Genomic DNA, 21,714 nt, shown 5'->3' with positions numbered 1-21,714 from the left:
AGTGACAAAGCAAAAACCAAAATGTCTACGCAGTAAAACCAATTTTTCCACTAAATATCTCATTAATATGCAATAATTTTACCATCACAAATTTTTCAAAGATAATGTAAATTATATATACTAAGTGTCCGGTCGAAATCAGTTTAAACTATCTGTCCGGATACTCGATTGAAAATTAGCGCATTAGCAACAAAAAATAATGGAAACTAATTTGTATCTCTTACTTATAGAAAAAATGTTTTTTTAATCCGTGTTGATTTTATTTAGAGACTTGTTGTTTTTATCCAAATGAGGTGTGGCTATAAAGGCTTGTATTAACTTAATCTAACTTAATTACTAAACCTATAATGTGAATGTATGAATGAAATGAAGACTAAAATGAGGTTTTCAGTTATTTTTTTGCTGTTAACTTTTTGTGTGGTGAATCTCTTCGCACAGACCAGAACGATCAAAGGTGTCGTGATGGATACGAATGATGAACCCGTTATCGGAGCAAATGTGAAGTTGAAAGGGACCAGTACAGGTGCTTCCACCGATATCAATGGTAATTTTTCCATGGAAGTCCCGCCGTCGGCAGAAATTTTGCAAGTCTCCTATCTCGGCATGAAGAGTGCGGAAGCGCGTATCGAAGGGGACTTTGTGAAGATCGTGATGGAGGAAGATGTCACCGGTCTTGACGAAGTGGTTGTGATTGGTTACGGAACAGCACGCAGACGGGATCTGACGGGAGCCGTAGCTTCTATATCCGATAAGGCGTTGAGAGATACCCCTGTGGCATCCGTAGCGGAAGCGATGACCGGACGTCTTGCCGGCGTGAGTGTGACTACACCGGAAGGCTCACCCGATGCGGAAATACGTATTCGGGTACGTGGGGGAACCTCTATCTCGCAAAATAATGATCCTCTTTTTATTGTAGACGGCATGACGGTGAGCACGATCAGCGATATACCGCCTTCGGATATAGCATCGATAGACATATTAAAAGATGCTGCCTCTACCGCTATTTACGGAGCACAAGGTGCGAACGGGGTAGTGCTCATTACCACCAAAAGCGGACGTGAAGGGAAAGTCTCTGTCACCTTAAACTCCAGTTTCGGGGTTAAAAAGGCCACCGACTTTTTCGAAGTGTTGAGTCCCTACGAATATGTCTATTACCAGTATGAGATCGATCAGGGAAATACTTTCCAGAACTATTATGGGAGATATCAGGATCTGGAGCTTTATAAGGCTGATCCGGGAACGGATTGGCAGGCTCGTGTATTCGGAAATACAGGTGTCCAGCAGACGTATAATCTGGGTGTTTTCGGAGGAACCAAATCCACTACGTTCAGTGTGAATCTGTCGCGTAACGACGAAGATTATATAATGATCAACTCGGGCTATAAGAGGAACAATCTGAACTTTAAAGTAAATACTAAGCTAAATGATAATGTCAGCCTTGATTTTAATGTGCGTCTGGCCGACGAGACTATCATCGGCCCCAGCGTATCATCAGGATCGGGTGCCAATACCAAATTGCGCGATGCGGTGAAATACCAGCCGACTAAAGGTCTTGCCGCATTCGACCCGAGTATCAGTGACGATGATGATCAGGCCGGTATCGGAGCCAACAGTTTGTTGAATAACCCGGTACAGAATATTGAAAATGAATACAAGAACCAGAATAAGTTTACTAATACTTATGCCGGAGCGCTTAGATGGAAGATTATTGATAACCTTACTTTCAACAGCAATATGAACTATATTTACCGGAAGAATAAAACCGACAATGTATGGACAAACGGTACGAGTACTTCCAAAAACTACGGAGGGCAACCGGTAGCGAGAATTGAAGATAGGAAGGGCTATGCTTGGAAGATATCCAATACATTATCGTATCGGTTCAACTTCAATAAGGAGCACAATTTTGATATGCTGGTGGGACAGGAAGCCAGCGAATCAAAAACGAATAATCAGATTATCGAAGCACGTTACTTCCCGGTGGACTTTTCGGCCACGGAGGTGTTGGCTGCGATGAGCGCCGGACAGGCTGAACCGCTTCGTACCACTATTGGAGAGCCCAACAGGATGGTCTCATTCATAGGGCGCGTCAACTATAATTACAAAGATAAATATATGCTCACACTCACCGGGCGTGAAGATGGAACGAGTGTATTCGGACCGGGACTCTTCTGGGGATTCTTCCCGGGAGGAGCACTTGCTTGGAGAGCTTCGGAGGAGGCCTTTTTAGAATCTCAAAAAGGGTGGCTCGATGATCTTAAATTCAGGTTGAGCTATGGTGCTGTGGGAAATGCAAGGGTAAATCCCTATTGGCGGCAGACCTATGTGTTGGGTACCTCTTCCGTGTTTTATCCGAACGAAACCCCTACAAGTATCGCTACTCCATCTGGCACATTAAAAAGTAATGGTTTAACATGGGAGGCCACCAAAGCGACTAACTTTGGTATCGATTTCGTAGTATTGAATCAACGCCTTTCGGGAACTGTCGATATATATAACAATATCACCGATGACCTGATTGTGGCCGTACCAATTCCCAGTACTTCCGGTTACAACCAGCAATATCAGAATGTGGCCAAAACATCCAATAAGGGAATTGAGATCGGGCTGAATGCTTATCTGGTAGATACCCGCGATTTCTCCCTGTCAGCTACATTTAATGTCGCATTCAATAAAAATAATGTGATGAGATACCCGGGTGAAACTAAATTATACGGATCGTCATGGAATGGTTCGGCAGAACCGAATTACGATTTTCTTATAGAAGAAGGCCGCCCACTCGGTCAGATGTACGGTTATATTACCGACGGCATGTACACTTTCGACGATTTCACCTGGAACGAAGAGCGGAAAGTATGGGATCTTAAGGATGGGGTTGCAGATAACAGCGCCATGATCAGCGCCGGTAATTATTTTGGTCCGGGAGCATTGAAATTCAAAAAGATTGCAGACGACGGAACCAACAAGATTACAGAGAACGACCGTCAAGTCATCGGGAATGCCTTGCCCAAACATACCGGAGGATTCGGTTTCAACGCTGCCTATAAAGGTTTCGATGCCGCCATCTTTTTCAACTGGTCGTATGGAAATGATATTTACAATGCCAACAAGTTGGACTATTCAGCACAGTTGTTAAGCCGTAAATATCAGAACTTGGGAGGATTTATGAGTCTGGAAAACCGTTTTACGACGATCGACCCGGCAACCGGAAATAATATTTACTACGGGAATAATGCTGACCCCGATTTGCTTAAACAGGTGAATGGGGGAAAAACTATCTGGCATCCGCTTATGACAACTACTGCGCTTCATTCTTGGGCGATAGAAGACGGTTCATTCCTGAGATTAAATAACCTGACAATCGGGTACACCATACCAGGCACACTCTCGAGAAAATGGCTGATCGAGTCTGTCAGGATTTACGCGACTGGCTATAATTTGTACTGTTGGACAAACTATTCCGGTCCCGACCCAGAAGTAAGCACCCGTACAAATACGCCGTTCACACCGGGTGTCGACTATTCAGCATACCCAAAAGCAAAAACTTTTGTAGGTGGAATTAATATCACTTTTTAAAAAACAATCATGAAGAAACTTATATATATGTGTATTGCGTCACTGATAGTATTTTTCAGTTCTTGCAATGATTTTCTTGAGACCAGTAGTCCGTCCGATCTGGACGATGGAACCGTTTATTCCTCTATCTACTATTCAGAAGCGGCCGTAAAGGGTTTGTACGACAGGGTTGCAGATGCACAGATGTATGCCCAGCGCTTATCGATCAACTGGACCACCAACAACGATATAGAATTTGTGGGTGCCGATGAAAACAGCTACAACCAGGCAAGCAACAGAGGTAGCTCCAATTATTACGCTACAGCGGGAAATTCTGTCCTGCAGTGGACCAATATATTCCGGATGCTTGAAAGGGCCAACCTCGTGATACAGGGAATAGGGAACAGTCCCCTGCTGGAATCCGGCACCGAAAGTGAAAAAAGCGCGATGAAGGCTTTGCTGGCCGAATCAAAGGTGATAAGAGCAATGGGATATTTTGAACTGACAAGGTTGTGGGGTGACATTCCTTTCAAGACCGAACCGACCAGTAACGACCTGTCGAATGTCTATTTGCCCAAGACCGACAGGGATAAAATCCTTGACTACCTGATCAATGAATTAGTTGAAGCAGAGAACGATCTTCCCTGGATAGGAGAGAGCGCCGGTGCTGTTTCGTATGGTACCGCAGAGCGGATATCAAAGGGGTTTGCTAAGGGGTTGATAGCTCGTATGTGCCTCACCCGCGGAGGATATGCGCTCAGGGATAAACCCGGATTTCCGACTGAAAGAGGAACCGATTGGCAGAAATATTACGAGATTGCCCATCAGCAGTGCAAAGAGATCATTGAATCAGGAAGATATCAATTGAAACAAAATTACCTGGACATCTGGAAAGATATCAATTCTCTTGTAATAGACGGTTTAAATGGCGAAAACCTGTATGAGGTGGCGTTGGGTCTTTCGCAGAGCGGTGAGATCGGCTACAGTATAGGTGTCCGTTTTTATACCAACTCCAAATACGGATATGGCAATAACTCCAATGTGGTGAATACAAGTGCTTATTATTACTATTCGTTTGACAGGAACGATCCCCGCAAAAATGCCACGGTGGCGGTTTCCATGTATGGTAATTCGAGCGGTGAGCAGAGAGAATTTTTCCAGACGAATCCACTCTCTTACAACTTTGCGAAATGGGATCAACGTTGGATGAGCCAAAATTCGAGATGGCTGGCCCAAAACCTTGCTGCTAATGGAAAATGGGGATATGGTATCAACTGGATCGGAATGCGCTATGCTGACGTGTTATTGATGTATGCCGAGACCGAAAATGAATTGCACGGACCGACAGATATGGCGAAAAATTCCTTGAGAGAGGTAAGAGCCAGGGCATTTAATGGTGTGTCCAACGCTGTGGATAAAGTGGATAATTATGTGAATGCGCTTACTTCCAAAGAAGATTTCTTTGATGCTATCGTGAATGAGCGCGCGTGGGAGTTCGGAGGTGAAGGTATCCGTAAGTTCGATCTGATACGATGGAATCTGTTACAGGAAAAAATCCAGGAACAACGAGACGCATTTAACGATATGATTGACGGGAATGTAGCAAAAATAATGGATAAGGAGTATGACGCATTTCCTGTAAATCTCTATTACAGGTATAAGAGCGATAATGAAAACCTGGATATGGATGCTATCAATTTCTATACCTCCAGACCAGATCTGGATGATCTGGACAATAATGAAGTAAGAAATCAGGGCTATACCAGAGTAGTATGGATGACGAATTTCTCGGATGAAAACAAAGTCCGCTACAAAGACCGGGTCAGACTGTTCAGTTCCGGGCTTCTGAAAGAGTATAACGGAGTATGTGATAATCGATATCTCTACCCGATTCACAGTAGTGTAATAAGTGATTATCAGGGAATATTATCCAACTCTTACGGTTATTAACACTATAAAAAGATTTTACAATGGACAAACATTCTATTACCAATAAAGTCATGATCCGGCTTCTTATGTTAAGTGTAATAATCCTGTTTCCGGCTTGTGTGGATAAAGTGAATGATTGGGAGGTGGATGAAAGCAAAGCCGGGATGTTCACGCCGGTCTTTTTTGAGACCTCCAGGTTGAATTCTACTTCTGTTGAACTCCGCTACTCAAGGGTGCCGAATGACAGGTCTTATATAGTAGAGTTGAGCAAGGATAGTCTGGAATTCAATTCCATCGAGCAGATCATTGAAATAGTGAAAGAGGACATGCTGCCCGATGATGCTGCTTCGTCGGAGAGATATCTTGTTACTATTTCCGATTTGGATGCTTCGACAAGATATTCGGCCCGTATTAAATCCATATCCGATAAGGATCTGCCCGATTCGAAATGGGCGGCGATTACCTTCCGGACACCGAGTGAACAGATCGTCTCTTCATTCGCTTATGGTGAAGACAATGCCACCTTAGTATGGGAGCCGGGATTAAAAGTGACCCATTATATAGTCACGATAGACAATGAAAGGACAAGGACAGCTCTCACTCCCGAAGAAATCGCGAATGGTGAAGTGCATCTAACCGGGCTGGAACCCGATACCGAATATGTAGTGTCAATTATGAATGACGATAAGATCCGGGGACGCGCGGCATTCAAGACTTATCCACGGGTTTCCGGAGACGGGCAGAGATATTATCTGACGGGAGATGAGGATATTGTGGAGTACCTGAAAGAGGTGACTGAATCGGAAGTAGTACTGGTTCTCCCAGCCGGCTCGAGCTATGAGATAGGCGCTACATGGGCTCTTCCTGCCCATATCACATCACTTACGTTGTGGGGATTACCCTCCGCTACAGACTCGCAACCCTATCTGAAGGTGAGAGAATTAAGGTTCGATCCTTTGGGAACCGGTTTTAAAGTGTGGTTGCAGAATCTTTATATTGAAGGGGTAGATGGTGATGCCGATTATGTGATTAATGATAAGCCGACCCATACCAGGGATATATCCATGTTCCGGATGGAGAACTGTACGGTACACTCTTTCAGGGGAATATTCCGTACCAACGGAGTTGTTACCGTGGAGGATGTGGATATAAACTCATGTGTGATCTATAATGTAGGTAACTTTGGTATTGTGAATGGAGATGCCAGTTCACTGATAAAGAATATCAACATACGCAACAGTACAATTTACAAAGTGAAGAATACGCATGTACTGTCGGTCAGAACCAAAGGATCTTCATTACAAATAGATCACTGTACTTTCTACGATATTCTGGCATCAGGTAGATACCTTATCCATTTTAACGGTTCAGGGAATGTGCCGGATTTGCTTACGATCAGCAATTCCATATTTGCTGCGTCGGATGCAGCCGTAGAAGCCAGGGGTACCAATCCGAAAATTGAAAGTCCGTTTGTATCGAACTCCTACAGGACTGCAGACTTCTCTGTTGCTTCGGGTTATCCTTTGTCGGGTATTTCAGATTATCTGAAAACTTCGGACGAACTGTTCGAGAATCCGGCTGAAGGGAATTTCTCCATTATTGATATTACCATTGGAGGGGAAAGCCAACCCGGTGATCCTCGCTGGTGGTAATGGATAAGATGCCACAGGGAAAGAAAACCGCCTTTCCCTGTGAATTCTTTTTCTTTTCCCGCTACACAAAACAGATTGAAAAATGAAACCGATCTATTTCATTGTATTCTTTTTACTGGTATCAGATTTTTCCACCTATGCCCAGAACTATCCTCATCAGTCTGACATATTATGGGTTACCACACCCCATAAGAGAGATCAGTATGTGTCCGGCTACTACCAGTTATATTGTATATAATATCCTCGATGCCAATAAAAAGGCATTGATAATTCCGATGAACGAGCATTGGATATCACTCGAGACCGGGCATTCGATCATGGAGTGGATCGGCAAAAATCTCAAATAAATGAAAAAACGTAGTCTCCTGATATGTATACTATTGGTTATATTTCACTTTTTCTTTCTTTCCTGTTCAAAAGATGACGCAAGAGCAGATCCCGACACAGAGCGGACAGATCCCAAAGAAGAAGAGGATTACAAGCCTAGTCCTGTTGAAGAAGAGGCTTTTGCCTTTCCCGGGGCTGAGGGTTTTGGAAAGAATACTACCGGTGGACGAGGTGGTAAGGTTATTAAGGTGACGAACCTCAATGATTCCGGACCCGGCTCGTTGCGTGCTGCCCTGTCTGCCAGCGGCAAGCGCATCGTGGTTTTCGAAGTGTCAGGTATCATTGAGCTGAAGAGTCGTATTACAATAAAGAACGGTGACCTGACCATCGCCGGGCAAACTGCTCCCGGAGATGGTATCACCATTGCCAATCATGAGGTGAATGTGGATGCCGGAAATGTGATCATCCGGTTTATACGTTTTCGAATGGGGGATCGCCTTCGTGCCGAGGCAGACGCATTGGGCGGCCGCTTTCAGAAGGATATTATCATCGATCATTGCTCTATGAGCTGGTCTACAGATGAATGTGTCTCATTTTACCAGAATACCGATTTTACACTGCAATGGTGTTATATAACGGAAAGCCTGCGTAATTCTTTCCATGAGAAGGGAGCGCATGGTTACGGCGCTATCTGGGGAGGGCGCAGGGCCTCTTTTCATCATAACCTGATTGCACATCACGACAGCCGTAATCCGCGATTCGGCGAGTATGAGGGGGATGCTTTTGCACTTACCAATCTGGTCGATTTCCGGAATAATGTGATTTACAATTGGGGAAATAACAGCGCGTATGGTGCCGAAGGAGGGAATATCAATATTGTAGGCAATTATTATAAGCCGGGACCTGCCTCACGGCACCGGGAGCGTATTATCAGTATAGACAAATATACCAAGGATCCTTCTAAAGCTACCTATGACATCTGGGGTAAGTTCTTTATCGATGCTAACTTTATGGCCGGGAGTGACCGTGCCACGCAGGATAACTGGACATACGGCGTATACAACCAGTTCCATGGTTCCTACGGAACAGTTTCGGATACCGATAAGAAGGCCATGCGCCTGTCGGAACCTCTTCCGATTGAGAATAATGTAACCACACATTCAGCAGAAGAGGCCTATGAGCTCGTGCTCGAATTTGGAGGCGCCTCCTATGTCCGCGACGCAATTGATGCCCGTATAGCGGAGGAGGTTCGCAATGGCACATATACCTACGAGGGATCTAACGGTAGTACCAAGGGTATCATAGACTCTCAGGAAGATGTGGGTGGATGGCCGGAACATAAGAGCAGTGAAGTGCCGAAAAACAGCGCGGGAGACGGAATACCCGATGACTGGAAGATGAAATACGGCCTTGATATTGAAAAGGATGTCTCTTCCGGGCATGATCTGAGTACCGGATATACCAATATCGAAGTATATATCCATAGTTTGGTTCAGCCTTTGATGGATGCCAAATCCAAGTAGCGTTATTATCGATATTTCAGAGATAAGTCAATCTGTCTGCCTTATAAAACCAATTTATACGCTACTTTATTACTCAATAAATAATAGTTTTGTGGATGTAGAACTAAACAATCTTTTTTTTGATCACTAATTATTAACTTGGATAGATATTATGCAGAAAATTAATTTCCTTGTATTGTTTGCACTTCTGTTTACATATGGTTGTAATACACAACAGGCACAGAACTACAAATATGCCCAATTATACGAGGATCTTCCTTTTGAAATGCCTTATATACATGCGCCGGTATTTCCCGATAATCAGGTGAATGTGGCTGATTTCGGTGGCAATCCCAACGGTATAGCGCTGAATACCGAAGCGTTTGAGAAAGCAATGGAGGCTCTTTCACAGAAAGGCGGAGGTACGCTGGTTGTTCCCAAAGGAGTCTGGTTTACCGGTCCTATTGTCTTTCGCTCCAATATAAATATGCATTTGGAAAAAGGGGCTTTGATACTTTTCTCGCCCGATTTCGACCTTTACCCTCTGGTGGAAACCATATTCGAGGGATTGGACACACGCCGTTGCCAGTCACCCATTTCAGGAAGAAACTTGGAGAATATCGCTATTACGGGCCAGGGCTCCATCAACGGATACGGCGAAGCATGGCGTCCACTGAAAAAAGAGAAGGTGCCCGATCGGAAGTGGAAACAAGTGGTTGCTTCCGGTGGCTTTGTACATAACGAAAACTACTGGTTCCCTACCGAAGGGTCGCTGAAAGGGCACCTGATGAGCGATATGAATGTGCCGCGCCAGGATATGACTGAAGAACAATGGATTGAGATAAAGGATTTTCTGCGTCCGGTGATGGTAAGTTTTATTGAATGTAAAAACGTCTATCTCCATGGTGTGCTGTTTGAAAATTCCCCGGCATGGAATATTCATCCATTGATGTGCGAAAATGTGATCATTGATGGCGTATATGTGAAGAATCCCAGCTATTCCCAAAATGGAGACGGCCTCGATCTGGAATCGTGCGTCAATTCAATTGTGGTGAATAGCATATTCGACGTGGGGGATGATGCCATCTGTATCAAATCGGGGAAGGATGAAGATGGCCGCCGCCGTGCCCGTCCCACTGAAAATCTGATCGTGGACAATTGTAAAGTATTCCACGGACATGGCGGTTTTATTGTCGGCAGTGAAATGTCGGGGGGCGTAAAAAATATCTCTGTGAAAAATTGCCAGTTCCTCGGTACCGATGTCGGACTCCGGTTCAAGAGTAATCGTGGTCGTGGTGGGGTAGTGGAGAACATCTACATTTCAGACATATATATGTATAACATCCTAACCGAGTCGTTTTTGTTCGACCTTTTTTACGGTGGTAAATCGGCATCGGAGTCGTTGGACGATGGAGATACAACACCTGCCGGCGGACAACCGTTCCCGGTTACTGAGGAAACTCCGGTATTTAAAGATATCTATGTGAAAAATCTTGTATCGAGAAATGCCCGTAGGGCGATGTTCTTCAACGGGCTTTCCGAGATGAATATAGAGAATATCAATCTCGAAAATGCATTTATTACTGCACGTTATGGTGCCGAGTTTTCGGAATCGAAAGATATTACTTTCAAGGATGTGACGGTGATTCCGGATGAAGGGCCTGCCTATTTATTCAATAATGTGAAGAATTTCAAGAGCACCAATCTCACTTTCGAGGTCAATGAATCGGGTAAGGCGGCCAGGATAACCGGAAGCCAGAACTCAGGAATACAGCTCCCGGGTTTGCCACAGGATCAGGTGGAGATAGCCCCCGAAGTCGATAGATCGGAAATAATATATCAGTGATATGCGATCCAGAATTATTCCGTGCATTTTATTGATCGTTTCGATGATACTGATTAACTGCAGCGGTGGGGAAGAGGGAACAGCCAAGATTCTTATGATGGGTGATTCCACGATGGCCGATAAGCCGCTGTCCAAAAGTGTGACAGACACAATCACAGGTGAGACTTTTGAAGAACCGTTCCTTGAAAGAGGTTGGGGGCAATTGTTGCCGGAATTGGTCTCCGGGGGAACAGAAGTGCTGAACTATGGTCGTAACGGCAGGAGCACGCGCACTTTTATTGAAGAGGGGTTGTGGACCGAACTTTACGACAATATAACCCCTGGTGACGTTGTTATTATCCAGTTCGGACACAATGACGGGGTGGTCACAAAAAGGAGTTATACCATGCCCGCACAATTCCGGTTGAACTTCGTGGCTTTTGTCAACGAAGTCAAAGATGCCGGAGGGCATCCTGTCCTGTGTACTCCTGTGGCCAGAAGGCGATTTGACGACAGCGGCCATCTTGTTCCCACCCACGGTGAATATCCCGATATCATCCGATCTGTGGCAAAACAGACCAATGTACCGTTGATAGATATGGAAGAGATGACCTCGGAATGGTTACAAAATGCAGGAGTAGAGGGATCAAACGCATTCTTTCATAAGCTTCCTCCCGGGGTGAGCAGGTTATACCCTAACGGCCTGGATGATAATACGCATCTCAATGAGGAGGGTGCTCGTGGAGTGGCGCAGCTGTTCGTGAGTGAAGTGAAAAAACAGGGATTAACCCCCTTGGTTCGTTTACTCAATGACCATTGAATATTTTCGATAAGCAATGAGCAGAAGGCAAACTTGGTTCTGTTATACCATTGCGGGAGAATATCCAAATTTACAAAGTAAGTTTGAAAAGAATGAGAAATAGTGCATTGGTATTTATTTTGTGCTGTTTGGCCATCTCATTGTATGGTCAGCAAGGCATCTCGAAATCCTGGGTCGCCGATTTAGGAAATGGAACCTATAAAAATCCTATCCTTTATGCCGATTATTCTGATCCTGACGTGTGCCGTGTGGGGGACGATTACTATATGACCGCATCGAGTTTCAATGCTGTTCCGGGATTGCCCATACTGCATTCGAAGGATATGGTGAACTGGAAAATCATAGGCCATGCCATAGACCGGTTGGAACCGGATTCCGTTTTTTCCCATCCTCAGCATGGGAATGGGGTGTGGGCGCCGTCGATCCGTCACCATAACGGTGAGTTTTATATCTATTATGGCGATCCTGATTATGGAATTTATATGCTTAAGGCGGAAAATCCTTCCGGTCCGTGGAGTGATCCGGTGTTGGTGATGGCCGGAAAAGGATTGATCGATTCATGCCCGTTGTGGGACGATGGCGGGAACGCTTATCTGGTATATGCCTATGCGGGAAGCCGGGCAGGGATAAAGAGTGTATTGGCCATCGCGGAGATGAACAGCGAAGGAACCAGGGCTGTTTCTGCCGGCAGGATCATTTATGATGGACATGAAAATGATCCTACTGTGGAAGGTCCTAAATTCCATAAACGAAATGGTTATTATTATATTTTTGCTCCCGCGGGCGGTGTGGCAACCGGCTGGCAGATTGTATTGCGTTCAAAGAACGTATTTGGTCCGTACGAGCGTAAGGTGGTCATGGCGCAAGGAAATACCGATATCAACGGCCCACATCAGGGTGCCTGGGTAGATACGCCGATGGGAGAAGATTGGTTCTACCATTTTCAGGATGTCGGTGCGATTGGGCGAATTGTCCATTTGCAACCCATGGTCTGGAAAAATGACTGGCCGGTCATCGGGATCGATAGAGATGACAAGGGTTGGGGTGAGCCTGTTGCTATCCATCGTAAACCGCGCGTGGGCGGAAACCATCCCATAGTAACACCTGCCGAGAGCGATCAATTCGACTCCGGCACGTTGGGATTGCAATGGCAATGGCATGCCAACCCCATGGACTGGTGGCATTTCGCAGATGCCGGTACCGGGACATTGCACTTGTATTCTGTTCCTGTACCTGATGATTATGCCAGTCTTTGGGATGTTCCCAACCTTTTGTTGCAGAAATTCTCTTCGAACCGGTTTACAGCCACCGCCAAGGTAACGTTCCATCCGTCGGCGGCGATCAGCGGTGAGAGATTCGGCTTTGTAGTGATGGGGATGGATTATGCGCTGTTGTCCTTCCAGAAAACGGAACAAGGGTTTGTCCTTTCTCAGAATGAATGCTTACAGGCCGATAGAGGAGGTAAGGAAACGGTGAACGAACAGGTGTCGTTGAATGACTCCACCCTCTTTTTCAGGGTGAGTGTGACGCCTGGCACACAGTGCCTGTTTAGCTACAGTACCGATGGCAGGTCATTCCATACACTCGGGAAACCGTTCAACGCGAAAGAAGGCAAATGGATAGGGGCGAAAATGGGATTTGTCTGTTCGCGTCCTGTAAAGAATAACGATGGTGGAAGAGCCATTATCGATTGGTTTATGGTCGAATAATAGGAGCATATGAAGATAATCCGGATACTGTTTTTCGCTGTTTTCAGCACTTTGCCCCTCACGGCTCAGACTATAATGATAAACGGGTTGCCACGTGACACGAGCTACACCCTTCAAAGTTCGTATCAAAAAGAGGTGAAACGGTTTCCTTTTATCCGGATAGCGGAGGCAAAGGGTAGCCACGAAATGAATGTCTATCCGGATATCGTTTACAAGACTGTCGGGGACACGAAATACGGCGACCGGGAATTGCGGTTGTCGGTCTATCGACCTGCAGATGAGCATGATTATCCGGTGGTGATGATGATCCACGGGGGCGGGTGGAATTCCGGCTCTCCCGATATGCAGGAGGTGTTGGCTATACATCTGTCCCGGAAAGGATTTGCAACAGTTACGGTAGAATACCGCCTCTCACCCGAACAACTTTATCCTGCAGCTGTGGATGACCTGAACGATGCCGTTTCATGGATCAGCCGCAATGCGGAAGAGTACGGTTTCGATGCGGGTAAAATTGCGGTATCAGGATGTTCTGCCGGAGGACAACTCGCGGCGCTGATAGGCACAAAGAACAGGGATAATCTTATCAAAGCAGTCATTAATATCGATGGTATCTCTACATTTATTGAAAGAGAAACCGTCGACAGGGCGGAAAAGGCGAAAAACGCGGGTGACAAGATGCCGGCAGATGCATTGTGGTTGGACGGGGCATACAGCGAAAAACCGGAAGTATGGAAAGATGCTTCGGCAATTTATTGGGTAGGCACCCATTCCGCACCGGTCTGTTTTATCAACAGTTCCATCGCCCGGTTCCACAACGGGCGTGATGAGTATATTCGCCGTCTGGACAGCCTTGGCATCTATTCCGAGAAACATACTTTCGAAGATACGCCCCACACATTCTGGCTTTTTCACCCGTGGCATCTCTCTGCTGTCAACCTGATGGCCAACTTCTTGTGGAAGCTCTTTGACGAACCGGCTGTCATCGACAGATCCCATTATGATATCGTTGTGGCCCAGGATGGGACAGGAGACTTCAGGACGGTACAGGAAGCAGTGAATGCCGTTCCTGATTTCCGGAAATGGCCTACCCGCATTTTTATCCGCAATGGTATCTATCGCGAGAAAATCATTATTCCCGATACGAAGCAGTATCTCACCCTTGTTGGAGAGGACAAGTACAGAACCATCCTGTCGTACAATAATTATGCTTCAAAGAAAAGTCCTTTCGGTGATGAAATAGGCACATCGGGGTCAGCCAGCATGTATGTTTGTCCCGATCTCTTCAAGGCGGAAAATATAACCTTCGAGAATGCCGCAGGGCCCGTCGGGCAGGCAGTAGCGATTATCGTCCGTAGTGACCGGGCACGTTTTCACAATTGCCGTTTTCTCGGCTTTCAGGATACGCTTTATACCCATAAAGCGTTCAGCCGTCAGTACTATTCCAATTGTTACATACAGGGGACGGTTGACTTTATTTTCGGGGCATCCACAGCCTGGTTCGAAGAGTGTGAAATTGTGTGCAAGGGGAACGGGTATGTGACAGCCGCCTCCACACCGCGGAATACTCCCTTCGGATATGTTTTCCGCAAATGCAGGATAACCGGAGAGCAGGCACATTCATTCCATCTCGGTCGTCCGTGGCGCCCCTATGCCCATGTGGCTTTTATAGAATGTGAACTGGGCAATACCATTAAGCCCGAGGGTTGGAATAACTGGAATAACGAGAAGAATGAATCCACAGCCCGTTTTGTGGAGTATGGCAATCGCGGGGAAGGTGCTGCCACGCAGGCACGGGTAAAATGGTCACATCAACTTACAGATACGGAAGTCCAAAATTATTCCAAAGAAAAAGTATTGGGTTCCGATTTTTGGGAGTAGGGTGTCTATCCTTTAACTAATTTTTGCCCCATCCTCACATGGGTTTGCTATTATTTTCACTACATTTGGAGAATATGAATTAGTTATTCAAATTTTGTAAGCAGTATGGTTGCAACTAAAGCATTCGTCTGACAATGTTTTGTGATCCATTATAGCTTTCGTTCACTAAAGTTAGATATTTGCTCGCCAAGGCATAGTTCAAGCAAGCTCGGCCCTGCTCAATTGGCTTATCGCAAATATTCGCTAAAAGAGTGGAACTCGCTTCGCTTTGGACACCTACTCTTTTTACGCTTATCTCAATCTGTGGAATCCGTCGCGATATTTAAATGTCTCTACTTTAGTTGTATACGTATCAAATTTACAATGAAAACAGGATTAGTTGTTGTTATTCCTTGTGATTCTGGCAATAGAATGAAACCAAAGTTGAAAATAGTATTCCTCTTTTTATCAATATTCCTTCTCGGTACAGGAACCGTCATGTCCCAACCCCCCGCCTACTTCGTGCATTACGGCTCTGAGGACGGACTTCCCCAACATACCGTCACTGATATCCTGCAGGATTGTAAAGGTTTTATGTGGTTCAGTACTTGGGATGGATTGAGTAAATTTGACGGATACACATTTACCACATACCATTTACCATCGGGCCCATTCGAATCCCGAAGCAGCAGAGTAGACAGATTGTATGAAGATAAACACAACAATATATGGGTTCTCTCTTATGATAACCGGGCATACCGGTTTAATGTAGATACGGAATCTTTTATGGGGACAAACTCCATAGAAGCCTATAAAGATAAAAACTATTACGTATCCCAGATTATTCCTACCGAAAGCGGAAAGGTCTGGCTTTTATCGGAAAAAGAAGGATGTATTTCAATCGTGGATTCCCTGTTCAATGCAGAGGTATATAGTATCCGGGATCGTAATCTCAGCGGAGACGTTGTGCATACCATCCATGAAGATATGCACCAGAACTCGTGGATCCTCACCGATAAAGGATTGACCTGTTTACCTGCGGATGGTGCCGGCCCCCTCTTTTATTTCCATTCCTTGTCCGAAGGCAATTTGAAAGAGGAGACTCCCTTTTTCAGTGTGATGGAATTCGGCGATGAACTCTGGTTCGGTTCAAGAGAAGGAGTTGTATGGGTATATGACCCAAAACGGGGCACATTTGAGGAACTTCCCACCGAACTGACATCCGATATTATTTCCATACAAGAGCTCTCTTCCGAGAAGATCCTTATTCTATCCAACCACAGCGGCTTTGTTATATACTCTACTCACGACGGCAGAATGGACCTGTACAACAGCAAAACTTTTCCGGCAATGCAATTCGATGAAATAATGACACCTTATGTCGATAGTTCAAAAAATATCTGGTTGGAGACCGATAGGCTGGGTGTTTCAAAATTCAATCCCTATACCGGAAAATATTTTCATTACACACCTTATGTGGAAAGCGCTGTTTCCTCTGTTTTCCTGCCCAATTTTTTTATCTTCGAAGACAGGGAAAACCGTTTATGGGTTCATCCCAGAGGAGGGGGATTCTCCGTGTATGACAAAACGGAAGAGAAGCTTATCCCCTTCTATAATGAGCCCTCCTCTCCTCGATCCCTGTTTTCCAATATGTTGCATTCTGCCTATTCCGACAGGCAGGGTAACTTGTGGATGTGTACCCGCTCACCCGGCTTGGAGAAAGTGATTTTCTATGATGATTCCAGCTTCAAAGCATTATCCATCAGTGATAACGATAATTCGACAATCAGTAACGAAGTCCGTCCCATCTTTGAAGACTCTTACCGGAATATCTGGGCCGCCACGAAAGATGGTAAGATACATGTCTATGATGCCAGATTGAATGAGAAAGGTATTCTCACGCAACAGGGAGAAATTGGGAGAGGTATCCCCCTGAACGGAATAGCTTATTGTATTACTGAAGACTCGGAGCGAAATATATGGATTGGCACAAAAGGGGAGGGTGTCTATAAGCTTATCCGCAGAAATGAACGGAACAGTTTTGAAGTGTACCATTTCTGTAATGATCCTTCCGACAGATACTCATTGAACAACAATGATGTGTATTCCATCTTCGAAGATAAAAACAAAAATATTTGGATAGGCACTTACGGAGGAGGGCTTAATCTGATCCTCCATTCCGGTGAAGGGCGGGTTATCAACCATCTCAACGATCTTACCCGGTTTCCCTTCAACCACGCTGATCGGATAAGGATCATATCGGAAGACAGACACGGAAATATCTGTGTGGGAACGACTCTCGGATTCATCATGTTCGATGCCGATTTTAAAAAGCCTCAGGAAATAGATTTTAGAATATATACGAGAAATACCAGCGATTCGAACAGTATCGCGGCCAACGATATCATGGATATCTGTACAACAGAGACAGGCGAGACCTATATCGGCACTTTCGGGGGAGGTATCAGTAAAATTAATGAAACAGATAGTATGGGATTCCCGGTTTCATTCGAGACATACCACCCGGCACACGGATTACCTTCCAACATTACCCTTTCACTGCAGGAAGATAATAATGGCAACATCTGGATCGGCAGTGAAGGAGGATTGACAAAATTCAACCGTAAAGAACAAACATTTGAGAATTTCAGTGAGATCAAACGATTGATGAAACGGAACAATTTTTCCGAAAATTCAAGGTGTCGTTTACGTGACGGCAGAATACTTTTCGGTTATTCACAAGGGATGGTTGTTTTTAATCCCGAGAATGTGAGAAACAATACCTTTAGTCCCTATCTGGCACTTGTGCAATTCAAGCTGTTTAACCGGAATCTGCCCATATCCCCTGAGGGAGTGCTCAAAAAAGATATCAATATACAGGATAGGATAGTGCTAAAGCATAACCAGAATTTTATCGGGATAGAATTTGCCGCCCTCGATTATGTCGATCCGGAAAATATACTCTATATGTATAAGATGGAAGGATTCGATAAGGAGTGGATATATGCCGGCAATCAACGGACAGCCAATTACACCAACCTCTCGCGGGGAAAATACCTGTTCCGTGTCAAGTCGACCAACAGCGACGGGGTATGGGCCGACAACGAGAGGATGCTCTCCATTGAGGTATTACCCCCGTTTTGGGCCACCGGATGGGCTTATCTTATTTACACTTTGGTGACAATCATGCTTTTATATGTCACGTTCAAAATACTCCACACATTTTATAAAATGCGCAACAAGATCGTGCTGGAAAAGCAGGAGTCGGAGATCAAAACACGTTTCTTTACCAACATTTCGCACGAGATACGCACTCCGTTGACAATGATCGTCTCCCCGATCGAAAACCTGTTGCAAAGCAAAACCACACCACAACCGGTAAAAGATCAACTTTCGCTGGTGTGGAAAAACACCAATAGGTTGCTGAAAATGGTGAACCAGATCCTCGACTTCCAAAAGATGGAACAATCGCCGCTAAAGGTGACCAAAGTGGAAATAGCCTCTTTTGTGGAAAATATTTATGGCAATTATATCAAAAATGCGGAGATAAAAGGGATCGATTATAGTTTCGAGAACAGGGCCGGTATTCAAACGGTATGGATTGATACCGAGGCAGTGGAAAAGATTATTGTCAACCTGCTTTCCAATGCTTTTAAATATACTCCCCGGGGAAGAACCATCCGGGTGTCTGTCTACAATGAAAACAATGAGGTGGCCATCCGGGTAAAAGATACGGGGATCGGTATCTCGAAAGATAAACAGGAGCGTCTGTTCAAGAGATTTGAGTCCTTTAATGAAGATCCAAGCAAACCCAGTACCGGGATAGGGTTGTCTATCGTGAAAGAGATGGCCGACAAACACCGCGCCAGGATAGTAGTGGAGAGTGATGAGCAGAAGGGGAGTACTTTTGCCATTTTGTTTAAAACAGGCACTTCCCATTTTGGAGCCGATGTGATCATCGACGAGGCTTCCGCTTCCATGTTGCCAGACCAAAACAAAGGTTTGCGGGTAGTTGCTGATGAATTCACGCGACTCCACCAAGAGATCAGTGATACCCCCTGCGTGCTCATCGTGGAAGATGATGACGATCTCCGGCAGTTTATCCGCTCCATCCTCGAAGATGAATATGAGGTGCATGAAGCTTCGAACGGAAAAGAGGGTTTTGAGAAAGCATTGGAGCTTATCCCTGATTTTATCGTGAGCGATATCATGATGCCGGAAATCGATGGCATCGAGTTCCTCGAAAATATCCGGAAGAATGTCCTGACGAGCCATGTGCTCTTCTTGCTCCTCACCGCAAAAGCCACATTGGACAGTAAACTGGATGGTTTTGAACATGGCGCGGATGAGTACATTACCAAGCCTTTCAGCGTCTCTTATTTCAAAGTGAGGGTGAAAAACCTGTTGCAACGGAGATCCGAGTTACAGGAATATTACAGGAACAGGACCCATGGAACATCCCCAATTCCGTTCAGGAAAGAAAACCTCGCCAATGGGCTTGTCAATGAGAAAGATATTGACTTTATCCGGTCTGTCAACTCTTTTATTGAGAAACAGTTGGGCGATAATGATTTTGTAATAGAAGATATGGCTGTGGAAGCGGGTATGAGCCGTACGGTATTCTTTAAAAAACTGAAAGGGCTTACAGGGTTGGCACCTGTCGAATATGTGCGGGACTTTTTGATGCAACATGCGGCAGAACTTCTCCAAAACGGAGACTATACCATAAAGGAAGTTGCCTACAAGGTGGGTATCAACGATGCCAAATATTTCACCAAATGCTTTAAAAAGAAATTTAATATGACACCCAGCGAATACAAAAAGTCATGCGCCAGTTGGTCAAACAAAGGATTATAAAATCAATACAGACCGTGTTATTGCCATTTTTCTGAGAAATAATAAAATAGCCGGAATGCTCGCGGTCATCCAAAAAAATGAAAAAGAATTCCGGAAATGTCCGGATGAGATGGTGAGAAAATTAAATCATTCTGTATCGGTAATTATCAAATAAAAATATATAACTTTGGGGACTTGTATGGATTGTGTACGACAACAGTGAGTCCTGGTACGGAAAATATCCATTTTAAAATAATTTTGGTATGAAAAGTTTTATTCATGAAGATTTTTTGCTTCAAACAGATGCGGCGAAAGAGTTGTATCATGCACATGCAAAAACGCGACCTATTATTGACTACCATTGTCATCTGAACCCTGAGTATATCGCCAAGGATCACGCTTTCGATAACCTGGGTCAGATATGGCTCGAAGGAGACCACTATAAGTGGCGTGCCATGCGTACTAACGGTGTGGAAGAAAAGTACTGCACCGGTAAAGACACCTCCGATTGGGAAAAATTTGAGAAATGGGCTGAAACGGTACCCTACACCATGCGGAACCCGTTGTATCACTGGACTCACCTGGAATTGAAAACAGCTTTTGGTGTTGATAAGCTTCTGAACCCCGAAACGGCAAAAGAGATATTCGACCAATGTACCGGGCTGTTGCGTACACCGGCATTCTCTGCACGGGGATTGATGAAAAAATTCAAAGTGGAGGTGGTCTGCACTACCGATGATCCTGCCGACAGCTTGGAGCATCATCTTTCACTGAAAGAGGAGAATTTCAGTATTAAAGTTTTACCCACCTGGCGTCCTGACAAGGCCATGGCTGTGGAGAATCCGAAAGAATACCGCGCCTACCTGGAAAAATTATCCGAGGCGTCGGGTGTGACCATCCACCGGTTCAGCGACCTGATTGAGGCGCTTCGTAAGCGGCACGACTTCTTTGCCGGCGCGGGTTGCAAACTTTCCGACCACGGTATCGAGGAGTTCTATGCCGAACCCTACACCCAGGCCGAAATTGAACGGATATTCGATAAAGTGTGTGGTGGGAAAGAGCTGGCAAGAGAGGATATCCTGAAATTCAAATCGGCCATGCTCTATGAGGGTGCCGTGATGGATTGGGAAAAAGGATGGACACAACAATTCCATTATGGAGCAATCCGTAACAACAATACCCGGTTGTTCCAACAACTCGGCCCAGATACCGGTTTCGATTCTATCGGTGATTTTACTGTGGCAAAAGCGATGAGCCGTTTCTTCGATCAACTCGACAAAGACAACCGGTTGGCCAAGACCATCATTTATAACCTGAACCCCAGGGATAACGATCTCATCGCTACCATGATCGGCAACTTCCAGGACGGCTCGGTCGCCGGAAAAATGCAATTCGGTTCAGGATGGTGGTTTCTTGATCAGAAGACAGGGATGGAGGCGCAGATGAACTCTCTCTCTAATCTGGGACTGCTGAGTCGCTTTGTGGGGATGCTGACCGATTCACGCAGTTTCCTCTCTTATCCGCGTCACGAATATTTCCGGCGGATATTATGTAATCTCATTGGGAATGACGTCGAGCAGGGACTGCTGCCCGCTTCGGAAATGAAATTCCTCGGGGAGATGGTGGAGAATATATCTTATAACAATGCAAGAGAGTTTTTTAGATTTTAGAATCACCATCCATTTATTTGCAAGTAAACAAC

The 21,714-nt window shown here is 45.2% G+C and carries 11 protein-coding genes; all 11 read left to right on the top strand.

The window, feature by feature from the left end:
• Nucleotides 1-378: 378 nt before the first annotated feature.
• The gene (locus D7D25_RS02605; protein ID WP_255417150.1) at nucleotides 379-3,576 is read left to right on the top strand and encodes a TonB-dependent receptor; all 3,198 of its coding nucleotides are present in this window, start codon (nucleotides 379-381) and stop codon (nucleotides 3,574-3,576) included.
• 9 nt (nucleotides 3,577-3,585) lie between these two features.
• Entirely contained in the window at nucleotides 3,586-5,505 is a 1,920-nt protein-coding gene (locus D7D25_RS02600) for a RagB/SusD family nutrient uptake outer membrane protein (RefSeq protein ID WP_122967410.1), read from the top strand.
• A gap of 20 nt (nucleotides 5,506-5,525) precedes the next feature.
• On the top strand, nucleotides 5,526-7,136 hold the full coding sequence (locus tag D7D25_RS02595) for a DUF5123 domain-containing protein (protein WP_122967409.1): 1,611 nt from the start codon (nucleotides 5,526-5,528) through the stop codon (nucleotides 7,134-7,136).
• Between the two features lie 137 nt (nucleotides 7,137-7,273).
• A complete protein-coding gene (locus tag D7D25_RS02590) occupies nucleotides 7,274-7,483 on the top strand; it encodes a hypothetical protein (protein ID WP_148038826.1) in 210 nt (69 codons plus the stop codon).
• Entirely contained in the window at nucleotides 7,484-8,986 is a 1,503-nt protein-coding gene (locus D7D25_RS02585; RefSeq protein ID WP_122967407.1) for a polysaccharide lyase family 1 protein, read from the top strand. It abuts the gene before it with no gap.
• Between the two features lie 151 nt (nucleotides 8,987-9,137).
• On the top strand, nucleotides 9,138-10,811 hold the full coding sequence (locus D7D25_RS02580) for a glycoside hydrolase family 28 protein (protein ID WP_122967406.1): 1,674 nt from the start codon (nucleotides 9,138-9,140) through the stop codon (nucleotides 10,809-10,811).
• 1 nt (nucleotide 10,812) lies between these two features.
• Nucleotides 10,813-11,610: a rhamnogalacturonan acetylesterase gene (locus D7D25_RS02575; protein ID WP_122967405.1), complete on the top strand. Its 798-nt coding sequence runs from the start codon at nucleotides 10,813-10,815 to the stop codon at nucleotides 11,608-11,610.
• A 92-nt stretch (nucleotides 11,611-11,702) separates the two neighbouring features.
• Nucleotides 11,703-13,319, top strand: a complete 1,617-nt coding sequence (locus D7D25_RS02570; RefSeq protein WP_122967404.1) for a glycoside hydrolase 43 family protein — start codon at nucleotides 11,703-11,705, stop codon at nucleotides 13,317-13,319.
• 9 nt (nucleotides 13,320-13,328) lie between these two features.
• Nucleotides 13,329-15,197 carry a pectinesterase family protein gene (locus D7D25_RS18430; RefSeq protein ID WP_122967403.1) on the top strand — a complete coding sequence of 623 codons (1,869 nt, stop codon included), beginning with the start codon at nucleotides 13,329-13,331 and terminating at the stop codon, nucleotides 15,195-15,197.
• 411 nt (nucleotides 15,198-15,608) lie between these two features.
• Nucleotides 15,609-20,033: a hybrid sensor histidine kinase/response regulator transcription factor gene (locus D7D25_RS02560; protein ID WP_122967402.1), complete on the top strand. Its 4,425-nt coding sequence runs from the start codon at nucleotides 15,609-15,611 to the stop codon at nucleotides 20,031-20,033.
• 242 nt (nucleotides 20,034-20,275) lie between these two features.
• Complete coding sequence (gene uxaC, locus D7D25_RS02555) at nucleotides 20,276-21,682, top strand: glucuronate isomerase (protein ID WP_122967401.1); 1,407 nt, start codon at nucleotides 20,276-20,278, stop codon at nucleotides 21,680-21,682.
• Nucleotides 21,683-21,714: the final 32 nt, after the last annotated feature.

The sequence above is a fragment of the Proteiniphilum sp. X52 genome (assembly GCF_003712195.1).
Lineage (GTDB): Bacteria > Bacteroidota > Bacteroidia > Bacteroidales > Dysgonomonadaceae > Proteiniphilum.
The sequence above is the reverse complement of the archived record's forward strand: the minus strand, read 5'-3'. Positions and strand labels throughout refer to the sequence as shown.